Origin of the sequence: Nocardia sp. NPDC050413, from assembly GCF_040655475.1 — a bacterium.
Classification (GTDB): Bacteria; Actinomycetota; Actinomycetes; order Mycobacteriales; family Mycobacteriaceae; genus Nocardia; species Nocardia coubleae.
Window position 1 is genome coordinate 120291 of the sequence record NZ_JBFAJZ010000007.1, and the last position, 21882, is coordinate 142172.

21 protein-coding genes are annotated in these 21882 nt (G+C 69.2%); 13 read left to right on the forward strand and 8 right to left on the reverse strand.

From position 1 onward, the window contains the following. Nucleotides 1-11: 11 nt before the first annotated feature. The 5 genes from AB0I19_RS18795 to AB0I19_RS18815 all read right to left on the reverse strand — a co-directional run bounded on the left by AB0I19_RS18795 (nt 12) and on the right by AB0I19_RS18815 (nt 4115). Nucleotides 12-1145, reverse strand: coding sequence for an FAD-dependent oxidoreductase (locus AB0I19_RS18795; protein ID WP_357150305.1), 1134 nt, complete (start codon nt 1143-1145; stop codon nt 12-14). 81 nt (nt 1146-1226) lie between these two features. Continuing rightward, on the reverse strand, nt 1227-2099 hold the full coding sequence (locus tag AB0I19_RS18800) for an RNA polymerase sigma-70 factor (protein WP_357150306.1): 873 nt from the start codon (nt 2097-2099) through the stop codon (nt 1227-1229). An 85-nt stretch (nt 2100-2184) separates the two neighbouring features. Then, nucleotides 2185-3063, reverse strand: a complete 879-nt coding sequence (locus AB0I19_RS18805) for a phosphatidylcholine/phosphatidylserine synthase (RefSeq protein ID WP_067484621.1) — start codon at nt 3061-3063, stop codon at nt 2185-2187. Continuing rightward, nucleotides 3060-3773: a phosphatidylserine decarboxylase gene (locus AB0I19_RS18810; protein WP_067484619.1), complete on the reverse strand. Its 714-nt coding sequence runs from the start codon at nt 3771-3773 to the stop codon at nt 3060-3062. The genes AB0I19_RS18805 and AB0I19_RS18810 overlap by 4 nt, the downstream gene beginning before the upstream one ends. A gap of 69 nt (nt 3774-3842) precedes the next feature. After that, nucleotides 3843-4115 carry a GlsB/YeaQ/YmgE family stress response membrane protein gene (locus AB0I19_RS18815; RefSeq protein ID WP_067642016.1) on the reverse strand — a complete coding sequence of 91 codons (273 nt, stop codon included), beginning with the start codon at nt 4113-4115 and terminating at the stop codon, nt 3843-3845. Nucleotides 4116-4355: 240 nt separating this feature from the next. Between AB0I19_RS18815 and AB0I19_RS18820 the strand changes: the two genes are divergently transcribed. The 5 genes from AB0I19_RS18820 to AB0I19_RS18840 all read left to right on the forward strand — a co-directional run bounded on the left by AB0I19_RS18820 (nt 4356) and on the right by AB0I19_RS18840 (nt 9301). Next, on the forward strand, nt 4356-5387 hold the full coding sequence (locus AB0I19_RS18820; RefSeq protein ID WP_357150307.1) for a beta-ketoacyl-ACP synthase III: 1032 nt from the start codon (nt 4356-4358) through the stop codon (nt 5385-5387). A gap of 189 nt (nt 5388-5576) precedes the next feature. After that, nucleotides 5577-5756 (forward strand): hypothetical protein, encoded by a 180-nt coding sequence (locus AB0I19_RS18825; RefSeq protein WP_067642018.1) that lies wholly within the window; start codon nt 5577-5579, stop codon nt 5754-5756. 26 nt (nt 5757-5782) lie between these two features. Next, nucleotides 5783-7450: an FAD-dependent oxidoreductase gene (locus AB0I19_RS18830; RefSeq protein WP_357150308.1), complete on the forward strand. Its 1668-nt coding sequence runs from the start codon at nt 5783-5785 to the stop codon at nt 7448-7450. 8 nt (nt 7451-7458) lie between these two features. Then, nucleotides 7459-8898 carry an ATP-binding protein gene (locus tag AB0I19_RS18835; protein WP_357150309.1) on the forward strand — a complete coding sequence of 480 codons (1440 nt, stop codon included), beginning with the start codon at nt 7459-7461 and terminating at the stop codon, nt 8896-8898. Between the two features lie 58 nt (nt 8899-8956). Next, nucleotides 8957-9301, forward strand: coding sequence for a UBP-type zinc finger domain-containing protein (locus AB0I19_RS18840; protein WP_357150310.1), 345 nt, complete (start codon nt 8957-8959; stop codon nt 9299-9301). A gap of 2 nt (nt 9302-9303) precedes the next feature. Here AB0I19_RS18840 and AB0I19_RS18845 read toward each other — a convergent pair whose 3' ends face one another. Beyond that, complete coding sequence (locus AB0I19_RS18845) at nt 9304-9666, reverse strand: hypothetical protein (RefSeq protein WP_357150311.1); 363 nt, start codon at nt 9664-9666, stop codon at nt 9304-9306. A 138-nt stretch (nt 9667-9804) separates the two neighbouring features. Between AB0I19_RS18845 and AB0I19_RS18850 the strand changes: the two genes are divergently transcribed. The 8 genes from AB0I19_RS18850 to mnhG all read left to right on the forward strand — a co-directional run bounded on the left by AB0I19_RS18850 (nt 9805) and on the right by mnhG (nt 19342). Next, nucleotides 9805-12003: an AAA family ATPase gene (locus tag AB0I19_RS18850; protein WP_357150312.1), complete on the forward strand. Its 2199-nt coding sequence runs from the start codon at nt 9805-9807 to the stop codon at nt 12001-12003. Between the two features lie 57 nt (nt 12004-12060). After that, nucleotides 12061-13335, forward strand: a complete 1275-nt coding sequence (locus tag AB0I19_RS18855) for a hypothetical protein (RefSeq protein ID WP_357150313.1) — start codon at nt 12061-12063, stop codon at nt 13333-13335. A gap of 108 nt (nt 13336-13443) precedes the next feature. Beyond that, nucleotides 13444-16227, forward strand: a complete 2784-nt coding sequence (locus tag AB0I19_RS18860) for a Na+/H+ antiporter subunit A (RefSeq protein ID WP_357150314.1) — start codon at nt 13444-13446, stop codon at nt 16225-16227. Next, the gene (locus AB0I19_RS18865; RefSeq protein ID WP_357150315.1) at nt 16224-16610 is read left to right on the forward strand and encodes a Na(+)/H(+) antiporter subunit C; all 387 of its coding nucleotides are present in this window, start codon (nt 16224-16226) and stop codon (nt 16608-16610) included. The genes AB0I19_RS18860 and AB0I19_RS18865 overlap by 4 nt, the downstream gene beginning before the upstream one ends. Next, on the forward strand, nt 16607-18205 hold the full coding sequence (locus AB0I19_RS18870) for a Na+/H+ antiporter subunit D (protein ID WP_357150316.1): 1599 nt from the start codon (nt 16607-16609) through the stop codon (nt 18203-18205). The genes AB0I19_RS18865 and AB0I19_RS18870 overlap by 4 nt, the downstream gene beginning before the upstream one ends. Then, nucleotides 18202-18756 (forward strand): Na+/H+ antiporter subunit E, encoded by a 555-nt coding sequence (locus AB0I19_RS18875; protein WP_357150317.1) that lies wholly within the window; start codon nt 18202-18204, stop codon nt 18754-18756. The genes AB0I19_RS18870 and AB0I19_RS18875 overlap by 4 nt, the downstream gene beginning before the upstream one ends. After that, nucleotides 18753-19013 (forward strand): monovalent cation/H+ antiporter complex subunit F, encoded by a 261-nt coding sequence (locus tag AB0I19_RS18880; RefSeq protein ID WP_067484569.1) that lies wholly within the window; start codon nt 18753-18755, stop codon nt 19011-19013. The genes AB0I19_RS18875 and AB0I19_RS18880 overlap by 4 nt, the downstream gene beginning before the upstream one ends. Beyond that, nucleotides 19010-19342 carry a monovalent cation/H(+) antiporter subunit G gene (mnhG, locus tag AB0I19_RS18885; RefSeq protein ID WP_357150318.1) on the forward strand — a complete coding sequence of 111 codons (333 nt, stop codon included), beginning with the start codon at nt 19010-19012 and terminating at the stop codon, nt 19340-19342. Before AB0I19_RS18880 ends, mnhG begins: the two co-directional genes overlap by 4 nt. On the opposite strand, the gene AB0I19_RS18890 is transcribed toward mnhG, so the two are convergent. Both AB0I19_RS18890 and AB0I19_RS18895 read right to left on the reverse strand, forming a co-directional pair. Further along, the gene (locus AB0I19_RS18890) at nt 19343-20686 is read right to left on the reverse strand and encodes a DUF5933 domain-containing protein (protein ID WP_357150319.1); all 1344 of its coding nucleotides are present in this window, start codon (nt 20684-20686) and stop codon (nt 19343-19345) included. A gap of 50 nt (nt 20687-20736) precedes the next feature. Continuing rightward, nucleotides 20737-21879 (reverse strand): glutamate--cysteine ligase, encoded by a 1143-nt coding sequence (locus AB0I19_RS18895; protein WP_357150320.1) that lies wholly within the window; start codon nt 21877-21879, stop codon nt 20737-20739. Nucleotides 21880-21882 lie beyond the last annotated feature (3 nt).

Sequence of the window (21882 nt, forward strand, 5' to 3'; positions counted from 1 at the left end):
GGCGGGAGCTGTCAGCGCAGGCCGACTGTCATCCCGGCGCCGCGCACGATCAGTTCCTTCACCAGTGCACCGGTGCGTCCGCGAATCACGCGGGCTCCCGGGGTGTCGTCGGCGTTGAGCACCTGGATGACGGCATCGCGGCGGCCGAGGCTCAGGCACTGGAGGTGGTAGCTGAAGGTCATCGGCTCCGGCTCGACCCCCTCGGCTCGGGCGACGATCGCGCGGGCAACATATCCACCGGTAGGAATCGCGGTGGCACAGGCCATTCGGAGCGGGCGGTCGCCCGGACCCGCCATCAGCGCCGCGTCACCGGCGGCGTAGATGTTCGGGTGGGAGATCGAGCGCAAGGTCGCGTCGGTGCGGATGCGGCCGTGTTCGTCGACCGCGAGGCCCGCGCGGCGAGCGAGGTCGGGAACGGTGAAACCCGCTGTCCACACAACAGATTCGGCCTCGACGACGGTCCCGTCGGCCAGTCGCACACCCGTCGGCAGCACCTCGACGACCTTCGCCGACGACCGGATCTCCACCCCGAGCCTGGTGAGCGTGGCACGAATGCTCTCGACGGCCCGCGCCGACAGCCAGGCGCCCGGCTCATCGGCGCCGAGCAGCGTCACCGCCGAATACCGTTGCGATTCGGCGAGTTCCGCTGCCAGCTCGATGCCCGTCGACCCGGAGCCGACCACAATGACCCGCCCCTCGGGCAGGGCACGCACATCCTCGGGCGTCGCGACAGACCGCGCGTATTCGGCCACGCCCGGCGCGCCCGACCGATCGGCCGCGCTACCGAGCGCGTAGACCAACGTGTCGTATGCGAGTGACCATTCACCGATGTTCGAGGGCCGATGACCAGCGCCTTCCGGTGAGCCGGCAAGCTCCTCGAGGTGAACCTGCTTGGTCACCGGGTCGAGACCCGAGATCCTCGCCTGAACGAACTCTGCCCCTTTGCGCTCCAACAACTTCCGCAGCTCCCAGCGCTTGATTCGCTGCCCCGCCGCCTCCTGGTGCAACCGCACGCGCTCGACGAACTCGGCGCGGGAATCGACCACGGTGATCGTCGTGTCACGCGATGTGCGGGCCAGACGGCGGGCCGCCGCGAGACCCGCGTACCCCGCGCCGAGAACGACGATCCGATGCTGACCGGTCATGGTGTGGCTCCTCTCGATGTGCCGACACCCTCCAGACCGGACAGCCCCCGCTTTTCTGACAGGTCGTGCCGGTGATCCGGCTCACACCGCGAATCGGTCCAGTTTGTCCGGGTTCACCACGATGAGCACCTCATCGACCAGGCCCGCGTCGTCGACCTCGAAGAACATGACCGAACTGGCCTGCACGCCGTCGGCCCGCACGATCAACGCCAGCTCGCCGTTCACCTCGTCGAAGGCGAAAGTCGTTGCCGGGGTGAGGAACTTGGTGAGTCCGACGAGGTAGCGCGACACCTGGTCGGCGCCGGTGACCGGGCGGCGGGCGGCGGTCACCTTGCCGCCGCCGTCGGCCATGCTCACCACGTCGGCGGCGAGCATGGCGCGCAGACCGGCGACATCACCGGTGGCGGCGGCGGACATGAATCGCTCGAACAGGGCACGTACCTGCTCGTTCGGCGCCGGGTAGCGCCGCTTCCCGCCGCGCACCCGGGTGGTGGCCCGGTGCAGGATCTGCTGCGAGTTGGCCTCGGTGAGGTCGAGCATCGCCGCGATCTCGGCGTGCGGGTAGCCGAACGCCTCGCGCAGCACGAACACCGCACGCTCCACCGGGTTGAGCCGTTCCATCGCGGTGAGCAGCGCCAGCGATACCGATTCGCGTTCCTCGACGGTTTCCAGCGGACCGAATTCCCCGGAGGGCACCGGCTCGGGCAACCACGGGCCGACGTAGGTTTCGCGCCGGGCACGCGCTGACGCCAGCTCGGTGCGGCACAGGTTCACGGTGACCGTCGTCAGCCAGGCTTCGGCATTCTTGATCGCGGCCTGGTCGGCGGCTGCCCAGCGCAGGTAGGTCTCCTGAACCACGTCCTCGGCCTCACTCGCGGCACCGAACATGCGGTAGGCAAGCGCGAACAGCCTGGACCTGTGCCGCGAGAACTCCGTGATCCCGTCCGATTCCACCCGCGCTCCCTTGCCGTAGTGGCGCTACGGTACCGCCCACCCAGCCCGGCGATCAGCAGGATGTGGGCGGCGTCTCGCCGGGGAGCTAGTCCTCGCGCGGACGACGTAACCGCAACCGCGCCGACCCGCGAATCGCCGGACGACGGATCTGCGGCATCCGCCGCTGCGCCCGCCGCTGGGCTCGCCGCTCGGCGGGTTTGTGCTGCCAGGTCTCCGGTCGCGCCGCCACCCAGCGCGCCGAGCGCCAGGCGAAGGGGATGTGACCGAGGTACAGCGCGACGAGGATCAGCAGCAGCACGATCGGGTAGGTCACCAGCAGCGCGGCCGCGACCGCGACGAGCACCAGCAGACCGGCAGCGGCCTGCGGTGCCACCGACACCGACTTCATGGCGAGCGTCGGGATGGTGCTCACGCACAGCAGCGCGGCGAAGGTGGTCCACACGGCGACGAAGGTGAAGCTGTCCCACCAGCCGTCGCCGAACTGCACCTTCAGCGCGATCGGGACCAGCGCGATCAGGGCGCCCGCGGGCGCGGGCACACCGGTGAAGTACTCACGCGCCCAGTTCGGGCGGGAATCGTCGTCGAGCAAGGTGTTGAACCTGGCCAGGCGGAGCACCAGGCTCACCGCGTACATCAGGGCGATGATCCAGCCCGCGCTGTACCCGTCGAGCAGCGTGACGTAGAGGACGAGCGCGGGTGCGACGCCGAAGGAGATGGCGTCGGAGAGCGAGTCGAGTTCGGCGCCCATCTTGGAGGTGGCGTCGAGCATGCGCGCCAAGCGGCCGTCGAGGGTGTCGAGCACGGCGGCGGCACCGACCATGGCCAGCGCGATGCCGAGTTCACCGTCGAGCCCGAACTTCACCGCCGACAACCCCGAGCACAGCGCGAGGATGGTGACGATGCTCGGCAGCAACCGGACCGAACGCGGCCGACGGCGGCGAGCCGAATGCGCCTGTTCGATCATCCCAGCACAGCCAGCACGGTTTCGGCTCCGATCGTGCGCTGACCGGGGGTCACCAGCAGTTCGGTGCCCGCCGGGAAATAGGTGTCCACGCGGGAACCGAACCGGATGAGTCCGTAGGTGTCACCGATGGTGAGCTGATCGCCGACGCGGGCGTCGCAGACGATGCGGCGCGCGAGCAGCCCCGCGATCTGCACGACGACGACCTGCTTGCCCTCGGCCGTCTCGATGAGCATGCTGTTGCGCTCGTTGGCGTCGGAGGCCTCGGCCAGGTCGGCGGAGAGGAATTTGCCCGGCTGGTGCAACACCTCGCGCACGGTGCCGGACACGGGCACGCGCTGCACGTGCACGTCGAGCACGGACAGGAAGATGCTCACCCGCGGCAACGGCTGCTCACCCAGGCCGAGTTCGGCGGGCGGCACGGCCGTGTCGACGAGGGCGATCTCACCGTCGGCGGGTGCGACGACGATGCCCGCGCGGTTGGGCGGCACCCGGTGCGGGTGCCGGAAGAAGGCTGCGCAGGCCGCCGCGGCGGCTAAACCGGCCCGCCGAACCCACTTGTTGCGTCCGCCGACGACCGCCACCGCCAGCGGCGCCGCCACGAACGGCAGGCCTGCGGGGTGCAGCGGAGGTACAGCGGCCCGGACCAGGTCGACGACATGGCCGACGCCGGTGGTCTCGGGCGTGCCGGGCGGGGTGGGGCGGCGTGCCACGGGCTCCCTCTTTCGTGTGATGACAACAGCGATCACACCTTACGGGAAGCCCGTCGCCCGCAGTGGCCGTCAGTGCACTGATCTGCGCCCGGTGAAGAGTCCGACCAGGAACAACAGCAGGCAGGCACCGGCCAGACAGGTGATGAAGCTGAAGATCCAGCCCGCGCCCTCGACGTCGACGCCGAACAGCTTCAGGATGAAGCCGCCGAGCAGACCGCCGACGATACCGACGACGATGTTGAGCAGGATGCCCTGCTGGGCGTCGGTCTTCATGAACTTGCTGGCTATCCATCCGGCGAGTCCGCCGATGATGATCCAACCAATGATCCCGAGTCCGAGCATTGTGTACCTCGTTCCCTCGAAGGGTCGGCTAGCTATCGCCTCGTCTCACAGTTATACCCCTCGCCTCTTGTGACAATCGACACTCTTCGGACAGATTTTCGCGCTAATATGAGGACGCCTCATGTCTACGCGTTCACATGTTGTCCACGTAGGGGTCACGGGCGATGAGGGACAGATTTCGATGCTTCAGGTACACCCAGCGGTGCAACCCGCAGGTTGCCAGGTACAGAGGAGATACGCATGGCTGCTCGAATCGCCCAGACGACTGGCGCGGAGCACACCGCGATCCTCGGGCTGGGCGTGTACCGCCCCGCCCGGGTGGTCACCAACGACGAGGTCGCGGGCCCGATCAACTCGAGCGACGAGTGGATCCAGACCCGATCCGGCATCAAGACCCGCCGCTTCGCCTCGGACTCCGAGACCGTGCAGTCCATGAGCGTTGCCGCCGCGCGTGACGCGATGGCCGCCGCGGGTGTCGCCGCCGATCAGGTCGACTGCGTCATCGTCGCGACGTCCACCCACCTGCTGCTCACCCCGGCCATCGGGCCGCGCATCGCCACCGACCTGGACATGACCGGCGCCGCCGCCTTCGACATCTCCGCGGGCTGTGCCGGTTTCTGTCACGCCGTCGGCATGGCCTCGGACCTCGTGCGCGCGGGCACCTCCCAGCACGTGCTGGTGATCGGCGTCGAAAAGCTCACCGACACCATCGATTTCACCGATCGCTCCACCGCCTTCCTGTTCGCCGACGGCGCGGGCGCGGTGATCGTCGGGCCCGCACCGGAGCAGGGCATCGGGCCGACGGTGTGGGGTTCGGACGGCACCCAGCACCACGCCATCCGCCAGAGCAAGGACTGGATGGAGTTCTTCGCCGAGATCGAGGAGAAGGGCGTCGAGGCGGTGCGGCCCTATCTCACGATGGAGGGCACGGCGGTGTTCCGCTGGGCGGCGCACTCGCTGGAGAAGGTGTGCCGGGAGGCGATCGATCGCGCGGGCCTGACCACCGACGAACTCGACGCGATGATCCCGCACCAGGCCAACGGTCGCATCATCGAGATCATGGCGCGGGTGCTGAAGCTGCCGGAGAGCTGCGCGCTCGCCAACGACATCGAGGAGGCGGGCAACACCTCGGCAGCCTCGATCCCGCTGGCCATGGAGGCGTTGCTGCGCAAGGGTGAATCGAAGCCGGGCGACACGGCCCTGCTCATCGCCTTCGGCGCCGGGTTGTCCTATGCCGCACAGGTGGTCACCATGCCCGCCTGGAAGTCCTGACTCGGCAAATCCCACCACGACGGCGGTGACCTGCACCGAAGCAGGTCACCGACCGGCCTCTCGGCTGTGTCCGCCCCGTCCCGCTTGCACCAACTCGGACATGCTGGCAAACTCTTCGCTAATCGAAGTAGCTGATCGAAGAGGCTCAGCCGCCCGGCATACCCGTCGTCGACCCCGAGGTGATCGGCCGTGAAACTGCGCTCACTCCTGCCACGCAGGCACATCAACGAGGTTCCGCTGCTCCCCACCATCGAGCCGGACGACAGCTTCGCCCTGCGCAGTGCCTTCACCCGCCGCAAACGCGACGAACGCCTCGAACGCCTACTCACCCCCAGCGAACTCGACTTGGTACTGCAGCGCCAGCTCTGATTCCGCGCACGGGGGATACTTGCGGGGTGAGCAATCCCGCCATGACCAAACCGGTCATTCTGAGCGTCGACGACGATCCCGGCGTTTCGAGGGCGGTGGTGCGCGACCTGCGCCGCCGCTTCGGCGCCGACTACCGCATTCTGCGCGCCGAATCGGGTCCGCAGGCACTCGAGGCCCTGCGTGAGATGAAGCTGCGCGGTCAACCGGTGGCCGTGCTGATCGCCGACTACCGCATGCCGGGTATGGACGGCATCGAATTCCTCGAGCAGGCGATGGACCTGCACCCCTACGCACGCCGCGTATTGCTCACCGCCTACGCCGACACCGACGCGGCGATCAACGCGATCAACGTCGTCGACCTCGACCACTACCTGCTCAAGCCGTGGGACCCGCCGGAGGAGAAGCTGTATCCGGTGATCGACGGACTCCTCGACGCCTGGCGCAGCGCCGAACAGCGGCCCGTCTACGAGACCAAGGTGGTCGGTGACCGCTGGTCGCCGCGATCCTCGCAGGTGCGAGAGTTCCTGGCGCGCAACCAGTTGCCGTACCGCTGGTACCCGCGCGACGAACCCGAGGGCGCCCGGCTGCTCGAGGCGGCGGGCGCCGACCCGCAGTCGTGTCCGGTGGTCATCACCCAGGCGGGCGAGGCATTGATCCAGCCGACCGACAGCGAACTCGCCGAAAGCTGCGGTCTCACCGTGCAGGCCAGCGACGAGTTCTATGACCTGATCGTCGTCGGCGGTGGTCCGGCCGGACTCGGCGCCGCCGTCTACGGCGCGTCCGAGGGTTTGCGCACCGTGCTGGTGGAACGCACCGCGACCGGCGGGCAGGCCGGGCAGAGCTCACGCATCGAGAACTATCTCGGTTTCCCCGACGGGCTTTCGGGCGCGCAACTGGCCGACCGCGCACGCAGGCAGGCTGCCAAGTTCGGAGCCGAGATCGTCACCACCCGCGAGGTCGTGGGCCTGGAGGTGAACGGCTCGGCGCGCACCGTGCGCTTCGCCGACGGCGGATCACTGTGCGCGCACACGGTTCTCATCGCCACCGGCGTGGACTACCGACGTCATCCGGCACCGGGTGTCGACGAATTCACCGGGCGCGGCGTGTATTACGGCTCGGCGATGACCGAGGCCACCGAATGCGCCGAGCAGGAGGTGTACATCGTGGGCGGCGCGAACTCCGCCGGGCAGGCCGCGGTGTTCCTGTCGCGGCATGCGCGTGGCGTGCACCTGGTGGTGCGTGGCGACTCACTGGAGAAGTCGATGTCGCACTACCTGATCCAGCAGATCGCGCAGATCCCGAACATCACCGTGCACACCGAAACCGAAGTGGCCGGCGCCGACGGCGACCAGCACCTGGAACGGATCATCCTGCGCGACAACCGCAACGGCACCGAGGACAAGGTCGACGCGCAACGACTGTTCCTGTTCATCGGCGCCGCACCGCAGACCGGCTGGCTCGACGGTGTCGTCGCCCGAGACGACGCCGGTTACGTGTTGGCAGGCCCCGACCTGCTCGTCGACGGCGCGCGCCCGGCGGGCTGGGAGCTGCCGCGCCCACCGCACCACCTCGAAACCAGCGTGCCCGGGGTGTTCGTGGCCGGTGACGTGCACGCCGAGTCGGCCAAGCGGGTCGCCTCGGCGGTCGGCGAAGGCGCCATGGCCGTGATGTTCGTGCACCGGTACCTGTCGTAGGAGGCGTGATGTCGGTCTGTGATCCCGAAGAACTGCGAACTCTGTTCCTGTTCGAAAAGCTCGACGACGCACAGCTTTCCGAGCTGTGCGCGGCCGGTCGCATCGAATACGTCGACCCGGGGCCGGTGTTCCTCGAGGGCCAACCAGCGACCTGCTTCTACGTGCTCATCGACGGCGAGGTGAAGCTCACCAAGCTCTCGGGCGGGGTGGAGGTGGAAACCAACCGCACCGACCAGCGCGGTGTGTACGCGGGCGCGTGGACGGCGTACCTGGGCGACAAGGCCGAGCCGAACTACAACGGGTCGATGTATGTGCTGCGCCGCTCCCGGTTCCTGGTACTCGACGCGGCCGACTTCTCCCGGATGATGCACGCGTGGTTCCCGATGGCGGTGCACCTGCTCGAGGGCGCGTTCTTCGGTGGGCGGCGGTCCAATCAGCGCATCGCCGAGCGCGAGCGGCTCGTCGCGCTCGGTTCGCTGTCGGCGGGGCTCACCCACGAGCTCAACAATCCCGCCGCCGCTGCCGTGCGCGCCACCGCCGGGTTGCGTGAGCGGGTGGCCGGGATGCGGCACAAGCTCAAGATGATGGCCGAGGGCAAGTTCCCGACCGAAGCCCTCGTGCACCTGGTGGAGCTGCAGGAACAGGCCGCCGAGCAGGTGGCCAAGGCGCCGGATCTGTCGCCGCTCGAGGCGGCCGACCGCGAGGACGCCCTCGCCGACTGGTTCACCGACGAGGGCATCGCCGACGGCTGGAACCTGGCGCCCACCTTCGTGCAGGCCGGTCTCGACGTCGACTGGCTCGAAGGGGTGAAGGCGACCCTGCAGGCCTGCCATGCCGACGTGTTCGAGGGCGCGGTGCGCTGGCTGAACTACACCATCGAGACCGAGCTGCTGCTGAACGAGATCGTCGACTCCACCGGCCGCATCTCCACTCTCGTCGGCGCGGCCAAGCAGTACTCGCAGATGGACCGGGCGCCGTACCAGGTCGCCGACCTGCACGAGCTGCTCGATTCCACCCTGGTGATGCTCAACCGCAAGCTCGGTGACGGTGTGCGGGTGGTCAAGGACTACGACCGCGCCCTGCCGCCGGTGCCGTGCTTCGCCGCCGAACTCAACCAGGTGTGGACGAATCTGATCGACAACGCGGTCTACGCGATGGGCGGCGAGGGCACTCTCACCGTGCGCACCTATCGTGAGAACGATTGTGTGGCAGTCGAAATCGGCGATACGGGTCCCGGGATCCCCGAGGAGTCGCGCAACCGCATCTTCGAACCGTTCTTCACGACCAAACCGGTCGGTGAGGGCACCGGTCTCGGCCTGGACATCTCGTTCCGCATCGTGGTGAACAAACACGACGGCGACATCCGCGTCGATTCCGTTCCCGGCGACACGCGGTTCACCGTGCGCCTGCCCCTGCAACCCGCGCAGCAGACACCCGCCGGGTCGTAGGGTTCCAAGCACGCCGAGAACCCCGCGGCGCCAGCCGCCTGGAAACGGAGGTCAGCGAATGCCAGAAGGAATCGATCCAACGGTGCCCCCTAGCGGGCCCGGGTGTGCCGAGTGCACCGAAGCCGGGGGCTGGTGGGTGCACCTGCGCCGGTGCGCGCAGTGCGGGCACATCGGTTGCTGTGACAGCTCCCCCAGCCAGCACGCCACCCGGCACTACGGCAGCACCGGTCACCCGTTCATGCAGAGTTACGAGCCCGGTGAGGACTGGTTCTGGAACTTCGCGACCAACGAGATGTACGAGGGCGGACCCGAACTCGCGGCGCCGACCAGTCATCCCGCCGATCAGCCCGCTCCGGGCCCGGCGGGCCGGGTTCCCGAGAACTGGCAGTCACTGATCCACTGAGGTCATGGCGTCATGCCGGCGGCCTCGGCCACCGTCTTGTCGGCATTCCCCGGTGCCAGGCACACCAGCTTGGCGGTGCCTAGCGCTACGTTCGGGCTCCCCTCGAACGGACCGCCGGGGTTGTCGGCCAGGATCTGCTCGATGACCCGCGTCTGCGCGTCGTTGTCGAGCGACTTGAATTCCGAGCAGGTGACCTGCGAACCGCTCGCGGCCGCCTTGGACGTGGTCGTGGCCGGTGCGGTGGTGCTCGCGGGCGTGCCCTTGCGCAGGCCGGAGGCGTCGGTGGCATCGTCGGCGGAACCGCAGCCTGCCAGGATCAGGGTGAGTGCCCCGGCAGTCGCGACGACGGAAGAGATTCGGTTCATCTGCTGGTTTCCCCGGTGGATCGCGGCGCCGGCACGTCCGGCGCGTCGGGTGCAGCGTACAGACTCCGACCTTGGGATGAGCCAATCGATCGCTGATCGTCCACAGCGTTCGGTCCGGGCAGCGGGCAGAATGGCACGGTGGCTGAACTTTCGCTGACCGCTCGTCTCAATCCCTCGGCCGCCGACGCCCGTCGCGGGGTGGTTCGTCTGCATCCGGAGACGCTCACGGCGCTCGGCCTGCGGGAATGGGACGGTATCGCGCTGATCGGCGCGCGACGCACGGCCGCGGTGGTGGCCAAGGCGCCTGCGGGCAACCCGCCCGGCGTCGCCCTGCTCGACGATGTGACCCTGTCGAATGTCGGGCTGCGGGAGAACGCGGCGGTGACCGTCGCCCCGGTGACGGTGTTCGGCGCCAAGCAGATCTCGCTGAGCGGTTCGGCGCAGGCGATGGCGAGCATTCCGGCGGCGACGCTGCGCCAGGCCCTGCTCGGCAAGGTGGTCACCGTCGGCGACACGGTGTCGCTGCTGCCACGCGACCTCGGCCCCGACATCAGCTCCGCGGCGACAACTCAGGCGCTGGCGCGCACATTCGGGATCGCCTGGACCACCGAACTGCTCACGGTCACCGCGATCGATCCCCGGCCGGGTCCGGTGAGTGTGCAGCCGAATTCGGCGGTGGGCTGGGGCAGCGGTGCGGCGGCGGTGCAGCACGCGCTGGAACGCGACGGCAGCGCCGTCGACACCCCGCTCGAGGCGCCGACGGTGAGTACGGTCAGCGAGCCGGTGCCGGTGGAGGATCTGGCGGGCGTGCAGAGCCAGGCGGCCAAGCTCGCCGAATGGCTGAGTCTGGCGCTCGACGAACCGGAACTGCTGAAAGTCCTCGGCGCACCGGCACATCTCGGCGTGCTGATCACCGGTCCCGCGGGCGTGGGCAAAGCGACCCTCGCCGAAGCGGTCGCCGCGCCACGCCGGGTCGTCGTACTCGACGGGCCGAGCGTCGGGGCGAGCGAGAGCGGCGCGCGGTTGCGTGAGGTCGCCGCGGCGGTCGCCGATATCGCCACCGGCCAGGGCGGGGTGCTGATCGTCACCGATATCGACGCGCTGCTGCCGCTGGAGGCCGACCCGGTCGCCACCCTCATCCTCGACCAGTTGCGCGCCGCCGTCCGCGCGCCACGGGTCGCGCTGCTGGCCACCACCGCGCATCCGGCACAGGTGGATTCGCGGCTGCGGGCACCGGATCTGTGCGACCGCGAGCTGGCGCTGCCGCTGCCGACCGCCCTCGTGCGCCGCGCGCTGCTCGAACAGCTGCTGCGCAAGGTGCCGTCGGGCAAGCTCGACCTCGATGTGATCGCTTCGCGCACACCGGGTTTCGTCGTCGCCGACCTCGCCGCGGTGTGCCGGGAGGCGGCAGTGCGCGCGGCCGGTCGGGCCAGCCGGGAACAGGCCGAACCGGAACTCACCCAGGACGACCTCGTCGGCGCGCTCGACGTCATCCGGCCGCTGTCGCGTTCCGGCACCGAGGAATTGGCCATCGGCTCCCTCGATCTCGACGACGTGGGCGACATGGTGGAAACCAAACAGGCACTCACCGAGGCGGTGCTGTGGCCGCTGCGCCACCCCGACTCGTTCGCCCGGCTCGGCATCGAGCCGCCGCGCGGCGTACTGCTCTACGGGCCGCCCGGTTGCGGCAAGACCTTCCTGGTCCGGGCCCTTGCCGGGACCGGCCAGCTCAGTGTGCACGCGGTGAAAGGCGCTGAGCTGATGGACAAGTGGGTCGGTTCGTCGGAGCGCGCGGTGCGCGAACTGTTCCAGCGGGCCCGCGATTCGGCGCCGTCGCTGATCTTCCTCGACGAGGTCGACGCGCTCGCCCCGCGCCGGGGACAGAGCAGCGACTCGGGAGTGTCGGACCGGGTGGTCGCCGCCCTGCTCACCGAACTCGACGGGGTGGAGCCGCTGCGCGATGTGGTGGTACTCGGCGCGACCAACCGGCCCGAACTCATCGACCCCGCCCTGCTGCGCCCGGGCAGGCTGGAACGGCTGGTGTTCGTCCCGCCGCCCGACGCGGCCGCGCGCCTCGACATCCTGCGCACCGCCGGTCGCTCGGTGCCACTGGCCGACGACGTCGACCTGGCCGCCCTCGCCGACGACCTCGACGGTTACTCCGCCGCCGACTGCGCCGCCCTGCTGCGCGAGGCCGCCCTCACGGCGCTGCGCCGCGATATGGCCGCCGCCGATGTCACCGCCGAGGACGTGGCGACCGCCCGCCGTACCGTGCGCCCCTCGCTCGACCCCGCGCAGGTCGAATCGCTGCGGGAGTACGCGCGCAACCGGGGATGAACCGCCCCGGGGGCTGATTTCCCAGGTGGTGCGTGTTTCGCCGGTATCGTCGGAACCGTGCCCAGGATCGGTGATGGTCTGGATGCGGTGACAGCGTTCGCGGGTGCCGCGGTCGCGGGCATGGCGCTGTTCCTGCCGTTCACGTTCCGCACCACCGCCGCCTCGTCGCTCGATTCGCCGTACCGGGTCACCAGCCTGGTCAACAGCGTTCCCCGGGCCGCCGCGCTCGGGCTCATCGTCGCGGTGGTCGTCGCGGTGCTCGTCCGCCCGCTCACCCGGCCCGGGCTGGTCTGGCTCACCGCCACCTGCGCGACGGCGGCACTGGCCGTGAACTACTACATCGGCACCCTGATGACCTCGGCCGATGTGCTGACCACCCAGAACTACATCGACAGCATCTGCGGCGGCGCGGCCTACGGCGCGCTCGGGATCTGCTCGTTGCGGATGCGCTGGCCCGCGGTCGGTTTCGCGGTCGGAACGATCGTGGTGTTCGTCTACGGCGAGGTGGTCGCGATCTTCACCTCGAATTCGGCCCAGGCCGACAAGTCCGCGCACAGCCCCACGTGGCTGGTGCTGTTCGCCCTGGTCCTGCTCGCGGTGAACACCGCGCGGCACCAGCACGGTGTCATCCTGGGCGCCCCGCCCCGGCTGGCCGCCGACCTGCCGATCTCCCCGATCATCGCGACCACCCTGCTCGCGCTGACCCTGCTGCTCACCACCGAATGGCTCTCGAGCGAATTCGACGGACGACGCGCCAGCACCGCGCAGGTGGGGCTCGCGGTGGTCCTCACCGTCGCCGCCGCCTTCGTCACCGCCCTGTTGCTCCCCGATCGTGACGGCGCCGCCGTGCTGCTCGCGGTCAGCCTGGCCGCCGTGGCCGACTCGCTCGGTGACGCGCCGAGCCTCGGCTGGAACCTGCTGGTGGTGATCGCGGTGGTCGTGGTCACCGTGCTGGCCGGGCTGGCGCGGCCGTCGCCGTGGCCGGTGCTGCTCGGTGCGGCCGCGATCGCGGTCTTCTCGCTGTTCACCGATAATTTCGGCTGGACTGTCACCTGGATGATCGGCACCGGGTTGCTCGCCGCCGTCGCCGGCTACGGCTTCGCCTCGGTGCGGGTGAGTTATCTGCCGAGCGCGGTGCTCGCCCTCGGTGCGCTGTATCTGCCGTCGATCCTGTGGGCCATCCCCACCCGCCTGCGCAACTGGCCCGCGGGCGGGGTGAACGCCGACGACCAGATCCCCGGGTTGACGGCGCTGGCCATCACGATCGGCGCCGCGGTCGCACTCGCGCTGTTCTACTGGATCAGGCCCGCCGAACCGGCCCCCAGGTCATAGCCACACCGGTGCCGACATGGCCGACGCGACAGCCTCGGTGCCGACGCGCATCGTCTCCGCGCCCGTAGGATCGGGGCTCGCCACACGCTAGGAGACCCGGAGGCGCGGTTGCTCGCTGTCCTGCTCGCTCACGCAATAGCCGCGCTCGCGGCTCCGCTGTGCGTGCGAGCGCTGGGCCGCAATGCCTTCTACCTGCTGGCGCTGGTTCCGCTCGGCAGTCTCGGGTGGGTGATCGCGCACTGGGGCGTCACCGTCACCAGTCGGGTGCGGTGGGCGCCGCAGATCTCGATGGACATCGACCTGCGCTTCGACTCCCTCGCCGCCGTGATGTGTGTGCTGGTCCTCGGCATCGGCGCGCTGATCCTGGCCTATTGCGGGCGCTACTTCGACCGTGACGAGGCGAGGCTCGGGATATTCGCGGCCGAGCTGGTCGGCTTCTCCGGTGCCATGTTCGGCCTGGTGACCAGCGACAACATGCTGTTGCTCTACGTGTTCTGGGAAATCACAACGGTGCTGTCGTTCCTGCTGGTCGGCCACTACGCCGAGCAGGCCGCGAGTCGCCGCGCCGCGATCCAGGCACTGCTGGTCACGGCGGCGGGCGGACTGGCGATGCTGGTCGGCATCGTCATCCTCGGATTGCGCTACGACAGTTTCCTGCTGTCGGACGTGCTCGCCCGCGAATCTCCACCCGGCGGGATCGCGGTGTCGGTGGCGGTGGCGCTCGTGCTCGTCGGAGCGCTGAGCAAGTCGGCGATCGTGCCACTGCACTTCTGGTTGCCCGGTGCGATGGCCGCGCCCACACCGGTGAGCGCCTACCTGCACGCCGCCGCGATGGTGAAGGCGGGCGTCTATCTGGTCGCCCGCCTGGCGCCCGCCCTCGCCCAGACTCCACCGTGGCATGTGCTCGTGCTGCCGTTGGGGATCGCGTCGATGCTGCTGGCCGGCTGGCGGGCCATGCAGGTGCACGACCTGAAACTCGTGCTGGCGTTCGGCACGGTGAGCCAGCTCGGACTGCTCATCACCATGATGGCCATCGGCACCCCGGATGCCGCGCTCGCCGGACTTGCTCTGCTGGTGGCGCACGGCCTGTTCAAGGCGTGCCTGTTCATGGTGGTCGGCATCATCGATCACAGCGCGGGCACTCGCGATCTGCGCCGGTTGTCGGGGCTCGGGCGGCGCGCGCCGGTGCTGTGCGCGGTGGCGGCGACCGCGGCGATCAGTATGGCGGGGTTGCCGCCGATGCTCGGGTTCGTCGGCAAGGAATCCGCCTTGAGCGCGGTGTGGGCCGCGCAGGTGTTCAGCCCGCCGGTGCGGGTGCTGCTGCTGACCGGCATCGCCGTCGGCTCGGCCCTCACCGTCGCCTACAGCGCGCGGTTCCTGTGGGCCGCGTTCGGCACGAGCCCCGGCGTCACGACAACCTGGCAAGCGCCGGGACCGCTGCTGGTCGGCCCGCCTGCCGTGCTCGCGGTGGCCGGGTTGGCGGGTGGGTTCGGCGCCGGAGTCGTCGACGAGTGGCTGAGCCCGTACGCGAAGACCCTGCCCGGCGTCCTCGACGGGGCACTGGCGCTGTGGCACGGCTTCACGCCCGCCCTCGCGCTCACCGCCGTCATCGTGCTGGTCGGCTTCGCGTTGTTCTTGGTACGCAACAGGATTCACGAACCGGCCCGCCCGCGACTCGGCAACGCCGACCGGGGTTACGACGCCGCGCTGCGGGCGATGGACCGGCTCTCGCTTCGCCTCACCGGCACGGTGCAGTCCGGTTCGCTGCCCGCCAGCCAGGCCTTCATCCTCGGCACACTCATCGTGCTGCCCGCCGTGATGCTCGCGACCGGTACCCGCACGGGAATCACTCTGCACCTGTGGGATTCACCGTTGCAGGCGGTGATCGGCGCGATCATGATCGCCATGGCGCTCGCGGCGACGGTGCTGCGCAACAGGTTGGCCAGCGTGCTCGTGGTCGGTGTCACCGGATACGGCTGCGGCGTGATCTTCGCGCTGCACGGCGCACCGGACCTCGCGCTCACCCAATTCCTCGTCGAGACACTGACTCTGGTGATCTTCGTGCTCGTGCTGCGCGGGTTCCCGGCCGAGATCACCGACGGCTACGCCGCCGCGTTCAAAGTCCGTCGCGCGCTGCTCGCCATCGCGGTCGGCGTCACCGTGACGGTACTCGCCGCGTTCGCCTCCGCCGCCCGGCACAGCGAACCGATCTGGCGCACCATCCCCGACGCCGCCTACCGGGTGGGTGGCGGCAAGAACGCGGTGAACGTGCTGCTCGTCGACATCCGCGCCTGGGACACCCTCGGCGAGATCTCGGTCCTCGTCGTCGCCGCCACCGGCGTGGCCTCGCTGGTGTTCCGCAGCCGCCGCTTCGGCAGCGCGCCGCGTGCCGCCGACGCACCGAACTACAACCCCGACGCGGTGAGCTGGCTGCCCGCCGCCCGGCTGCTCGACCGGCGCGAACGGTCGATGGTCCTGCAGATCACCACCCGGCTGCTGTTCCCGACCATCATGGTCCTGTCGGTGTACTTCTTCTTCTCCGGCCACAACGCGCCCGGCGGCGGCTTCGCCGGTGGCCTGCTCGCCGGGCTCGCCCTCACCCTGCGCTACCTGGCGGGTGGACGCTACGAACTCGGCGAGGCCCTCCCGGTCGACGCCGGACACCTCCTCGGCGCGGGCCTGGTCCTCGCCGCCGGGACGGCGACCACATCGCTGCTGCTCGGGGCCCCACCGCTGTCCTCGGCGATCGTCGAGATCACCGTGCCGGTGCTCGGCCACATCAAACTCGTCACCGCCATGTTCTTCGATCTCGGCGTGTACCTGGTGATCGTCGGCCTCACCCTCGACGTCCTGCGCAGCCTCGGTGCCCGCCTGGACAAGGAGATCTCATGAGTGCCAACCTCGTCGTGCTGCTCACGATCGGCGCGCTCACCGCCTGCGGGGTGTATCTGGTGCTCGAGCGGGTGGTGTCGAAGATGCTGCTGGGGATCATCCTGCTCGGCAACGCGGTGAACCTGCTGATCCTCACCGTCGGCGGCGGGCCGGACGGGAACCCACCGGTGCTGTCCGGCTCGGACACCTCGCCCGACGGCATGGCCGATCCGCTGGCCCAGGCGATGGTGCTCACCGCCATCGTCATCACGATGGGCTTGGCCGCGTTCGTGCTCGCCCTCGCCTACCGCGCCTACCGGCTGACCACCACCGAAGACGTCCGCAACGACCCCGAGGACACGCAGGTCGCGGCCCGGCGCGAGAGCGAGGACCCGGCCGAATGACCCTCTCCCCACAGTTGCTTCCCGACCTCGCCGCACTGCCGGTGCTCGTCCCGCTGCTCGCCGCCGCGGTCACCCTGATCTTCGGACGCCGACCGCGCATCCAGCGGCTGGTGTCGATTGTCGCGCTGTCGGGTGTGCTCGCCATCAGCGCGCTGCTGCTGTACCTCGCCGACCGCGACGGCACGACGGCGGTGCAGGTGGGCGGCTGGCCGACCCCGATCGGGATCACCCTCGTCGTCGACCGGCTCAGCGCGGCGATGCTGCTGGTCTCGGCGTTCGTCCTGCTGCTCGTGTCGATCTACGGTGCGGGGCAGAACATCTCCGACGGCGACGAGAACCAGCCCACCTCCATCTACCGGCCCACCTACCTGGTGCTCACGGCCGGTGTGTCGATGGCATTCCTGGCCGGTGACCTGTTCAACCTGTTCGTCGGGTTCGAGCTGCTGCTCGCCGCCTCGTTCGTGCTACTCACCGTCGGCGCCACCGAGGAACGCATCCGCACCGGCATCGCGTACGTGATGGTGTCGATGGTGTCGTCGATGATCTTCCTGATCGGCATCGGGCTCACCTACGCGGCCACCGGCACCCTGAACCTCGCGCAACTGGCCGTCCGGCTCGAGGCGACCCCGCAGGGGGTGCGTACGGCCTGCTACGCCGTGCTGCTCGTGGCGTTCGGGATCAAGGCGGCGGTGTTCCCGTTGTCGAGCTGGCTGCCCGACTCCTACCCCACCGCGCCCGCGCCGGTGACCGCCGTGTTCGCGGGCCTGCTCACCAAGGTCGGTGTGTACGCGATCATCCGGACGCACACGCTGTGGTTCCCGGACGGTGCGTTCGACGACATCCTGCTGGTGTGCGGACTGGCGACCATGCTCGTCGGCATTCTCGGCGCGATCGCCCAGACCGATATCCGGCGTCTGCTGTCGTTCACCCTCGTGAGCCACATCGGGTACATGGTCTTCGGTATCGGGCTGGCCGGGTCGGCCGGGCTCACCGGCGCGGTGTTCTATGTGGCCCACCACATTCTGGTGCAGACGGCGCTGTTCCTCGCCGTCGGCCTGATCGAGCGTCAGGCCGGGTCGGTGTCACTGCGCCGCCTCGGCGGGCTCGCCTCGGCTAGTCCGCTGCTCGGACTGCTCTTCCTGATACCGGCGCTGAATCTCGGTGGCATTCCACCCTTCTCGGGCTTCATCGGCAAGGTGACCCTGCTCGAGGCGGGTGCGGCCGACGGCAGCGTGCTGGCCTGGGTGCTGGTCGCCGGTTCGGTGATCACCAGCCTGCTCACCCTCTACGCGGTGGCGCGCGTCTGGGGCAAGGCATTCTGGCGTCCACGCGAAGAAGCGCCCGAGGGACATCTCAGCGCCGCGAAACCGCCTACCCTGGTGGAGGATTCGACCGACGTACAGTACGAGGACCGCACCGACCCCGGCCGCATGCCGGTGCTGATGGTGCTCGCCACCGCCGGACTGATCGCCGCGGGTCTCGCGCTCACCGTGTTCGCCGGTCCCGTGCTCGGCATCGCCGAACGCGCCGCGGCCGATCTGAACAACCCGTCGGTGTATATCGAATCCGTCCTCGGCGGGCAGGAGCCACGATGACCGCGTTGCGCCGGCTCGTGAACCGGCAGAACGTCTTACGACTCGGCGTACTCGCCTGGCTGACCGCCGTGTGGGTGGCCCTGTGGGGCGACCTCAGCGCGGCCAATGTACTCGCCGGTGGAGTGGTCGCGCTGATCGTCGTGTTCGCGCTTCCGCTGCCACGGATCCCGGTGACCGGCCGGTTCCATCCGCTGTCCTTCCTCGAATTGATCGCCGCGGCAACCTATTACGCACTCGAGTCGAGCGTGCAGGTGGCCTGGTTCGCGCTGCGGCCCTCGGGCCCGCCGGTGTCGGGTGTGCTGCGCGTGGCCCTCGGCATCCAGTCGGATCTGGTGCTGGTGATCTGTACCGATCTGCTCAATCTCATTCCCGGCACCATGGTGCTCGAGATCGACCGTCAGCGCTGCGTGGTGTACGTCCACGTGCTCGATGTGGGCAGCGACAAGGCGGTCGACGACTTCTACCGCACCACCCGCCGCCTGGAACGTCTCATCATCGACGCCTTCGAACGACCGGGCGAGCGGCATCACGGACCGGAGGTTCAGGTATGACCGTCGTCGCTGTCATCGCGGCGGTGCTGCTGTCGTTCGCCGCCATCTGCACCGCCTACCGCGTCCTCGCCGGACCGAGCACCCTCGACCGGGTGGTCGGGATCGACTCGCTGATGGCCATCGCCGCGTCCGGGCTCGCGGTGTGGGCGGCCTACAGCAACGACACCACCGTCATTCCGGCGATCGTCGCGCTGGCCCTCGTCGGTTTCCTCGGCTCGGCCGCGGTGACGCGCTTTCGTGTGCGGGACGACCGATGAGCGGCTGGGAGTGGGTGTCGGCGCCGCTGATCATCCTGGGCTGTGTCCTCGCCTGCACGGCCGCACTGGGGATCGTGCGCTTCCCCGACACCCTCACCCGGATGCACGCCGCGACGAAACCACAGGTGATCGGCCTGATCATGGTGCTCATCGGCACCGGGATCGACCTGCGCGGCGACGCGAACGTGTGGATGCTCGTGCTCACCGGACTGTTCACGATCATCACCGCACCGGTGGTCGCGCATCTGCTCGGGCGCACCGCCTACCGCGAGCAACGGCACCGCGACGGCCTGTTGCGCGTCAACGAACTCGGCGACGAGGTGGACTGACTACACCCGAACCGCGGCCGGTGCCCGGTCGGGCGCGGCGGCGAACCAGGTGAGGTGGAAGGCCACGGCAACCGCCGCGAGCAGCCCGATCACGATCGCGCCGGCCAGCACCGGGTACTGCGCCATCTCGACCGCCAGGTAGCGGTAACCGAGCAGCAGACCACCGAACACGGCCGATCCGAGGGCGACCAGGCGGATGCGCGCCGCGTCCCAGCCTCGCTCGGGTTCGCGCAGCGCCGATTCGACGGTCAGGCACAGCACCACACCCGCCACCAGATCCACGCCGTAGTGGTAACCGAACCCGAGCGTCGCCGCGACCGTCGCGGCCAGCCAGAACGCCCCGCCCCACCGCAACCACGCGGGCGCGCGGCTGCCGTCGATATCGCGACGCGTGTGGATGAACAGCGACAGCGCCCAGGCGGTGTGCATCGACGGCATGCAGTTGCGCGGGGTGAACTCGTCGAACGGCAGCGGCGCCGGGCTCTGCCCGATCGGCGGCAGCGCCGAGGGCCAGAAGTTGCCGAACTGGAAACCGTTGCCGTCGGCACCGAAGGCGAACATCGGGCCGACCACGGGGAACAGCACATAGAACAACGGCCCGACCAACCCGAGCACCAGGAACGTGCGAACCAGATAGTGCCCCGGCCAGATTCCCGTGGTGACCACACCGCGCAACTGCCACACCGCGACGACGATCGCCGCCACCGGCAGCTCGATGTAGACCCAGTGCAGCACCGCGTACACCTCGGGCCCGAGCACCTCGAGCACCCGGCCGACCACCCACGACGGGTCGCCGAGCGCGTGATCGGCGAGCAGCAGGTATTCGTCGAGCACCGTCGGGTGTACCGCCGAGGTGACGTGCAACCACACGTCGCCGACCTTCGTCGCCAGGATGAGCAAGGCACCCAGTGCCGCGGCCTTCAGCGCGTCGGTGCGTTCGCGTCCCTGCCAACGCACCGCCGCGATGATCGCGAGGGCGGTGAGCACGATGGTCGGCCCGTTGCCGACGGTGAACGGTTTACCGTCGAGCAGTCGCAGCGCGACGAACACCGCGTCGATCCCGATCGCGGCGCTCACCGCGAACACCCGTCTGCGCGCCGACACCCCGACCAGCGCGAGGACGAGACCGGCCCACGGAACCGACATCGACTTGGGCGTGCCGACGTAGTCGCGCGCCAAGCTGGCGAGTGGTCCTTCGAAGCCGCTGATCGACGCCGCGATCTGCAGGCCGATCAGCAGTAGCAGGACCGCCGACACCGCGACCGCGGCGAGCGTCCTCGGTTCGCGCAGACGGGAACCGAGGGTGGCACCCCCCGCGGCAGCACGCGGATGTTCGACAAGCATCCACCCATCGTAAACGGCGGGTTAACGCCACCGGGCTGGGTAGTTGAACGCTACTGATCCAGCTCGCGCACCAGCGAGTCGACCACCGCGACAAGATCACCCTGGGACTGCGCGGCAACCCGGCGTTGACGCTGGTAGGAGGCACCGTGGCGCGGAATCTCGGCCACGGCTGCGAGCTCGTCGGCGCAGCCGAGACGGCGCGCGGTCGGCTCCAACCGGGTGAGCAGATCCATCAGATCGTCTGTGACCAAACGCTCATTACTCGCGTCGTCGACGACCACGATGGCGTCGAGTCCGTAGCGCGCGGCCCGCCATTTGTTCTCCTGCACATGCCAGGGCGGCAGGGTCGGCAGGTCTTCGCCGTCGTCGAGCCTGCGTTCCAGATCGACGACGAGACAGTGGATCAGCGCGGCCACCGAGGCCAGTTCGGCGCGGCTGGACAGCCCGTCGCACACCCGGATCTCGATGGTGCCCCACTTGGGCGCGGGCCGGATGTCCCAGTGCATGCCGCCGAGTTGTTCGAACACACCGGTTTTCATCTGGTCGTGCACGAAACCCTCGAACTGGCGCCAGTTCTCGAACTGGAACGGCAGCCCGGCGGTGGGCAGCTGCTGGAACATCAGCGCGCGATTGCTGGCGTAACCGGTGTCGTCGCCGGACCACATCGGCGAGGACGCCGAGAGCGCGAGCAGATGCGGATACGACAGCAGCAGCGAGTTCAGAATGGGAAAGACCTTGTCGCGGTGCGAGATTCCCACGTGCACGTGCACACCCCAGATGAGCATCTGACGCCCCCACCACTGGGTGCGCTCGATCAGCTCGTCGTAATGCGGTGAGCGCGTGAGCTGTTGGGCAGACCACTGGGCGAACGGGTGCGTGCCCGCGCAGAACAGGTCGACACCGAGCGGGTCGGCCGCGCGCCGCACGGCGTCCATCGTGGTGCGCAGGTCTTCGACCGCGCCGCCGACGGTCTCGTGCACACCGGTGACCAATTCCACCGTGTTGCGCAGCAATTCCTTGGTGACCTGCTGCGTCCCGTCGTGGGCGCGCAGGTCGCCGACGGCGTCGAAGACCGCCGAGGCGGTATTGGACAGATCGCGCGTGACCTTGTCGACGAGCGCGATCTCCCATTCGATGCCGATTGTCGGCCGGGGCGAACCGCGAAAGGGCACCGGCTGAATTGCCCCGGCCATCAG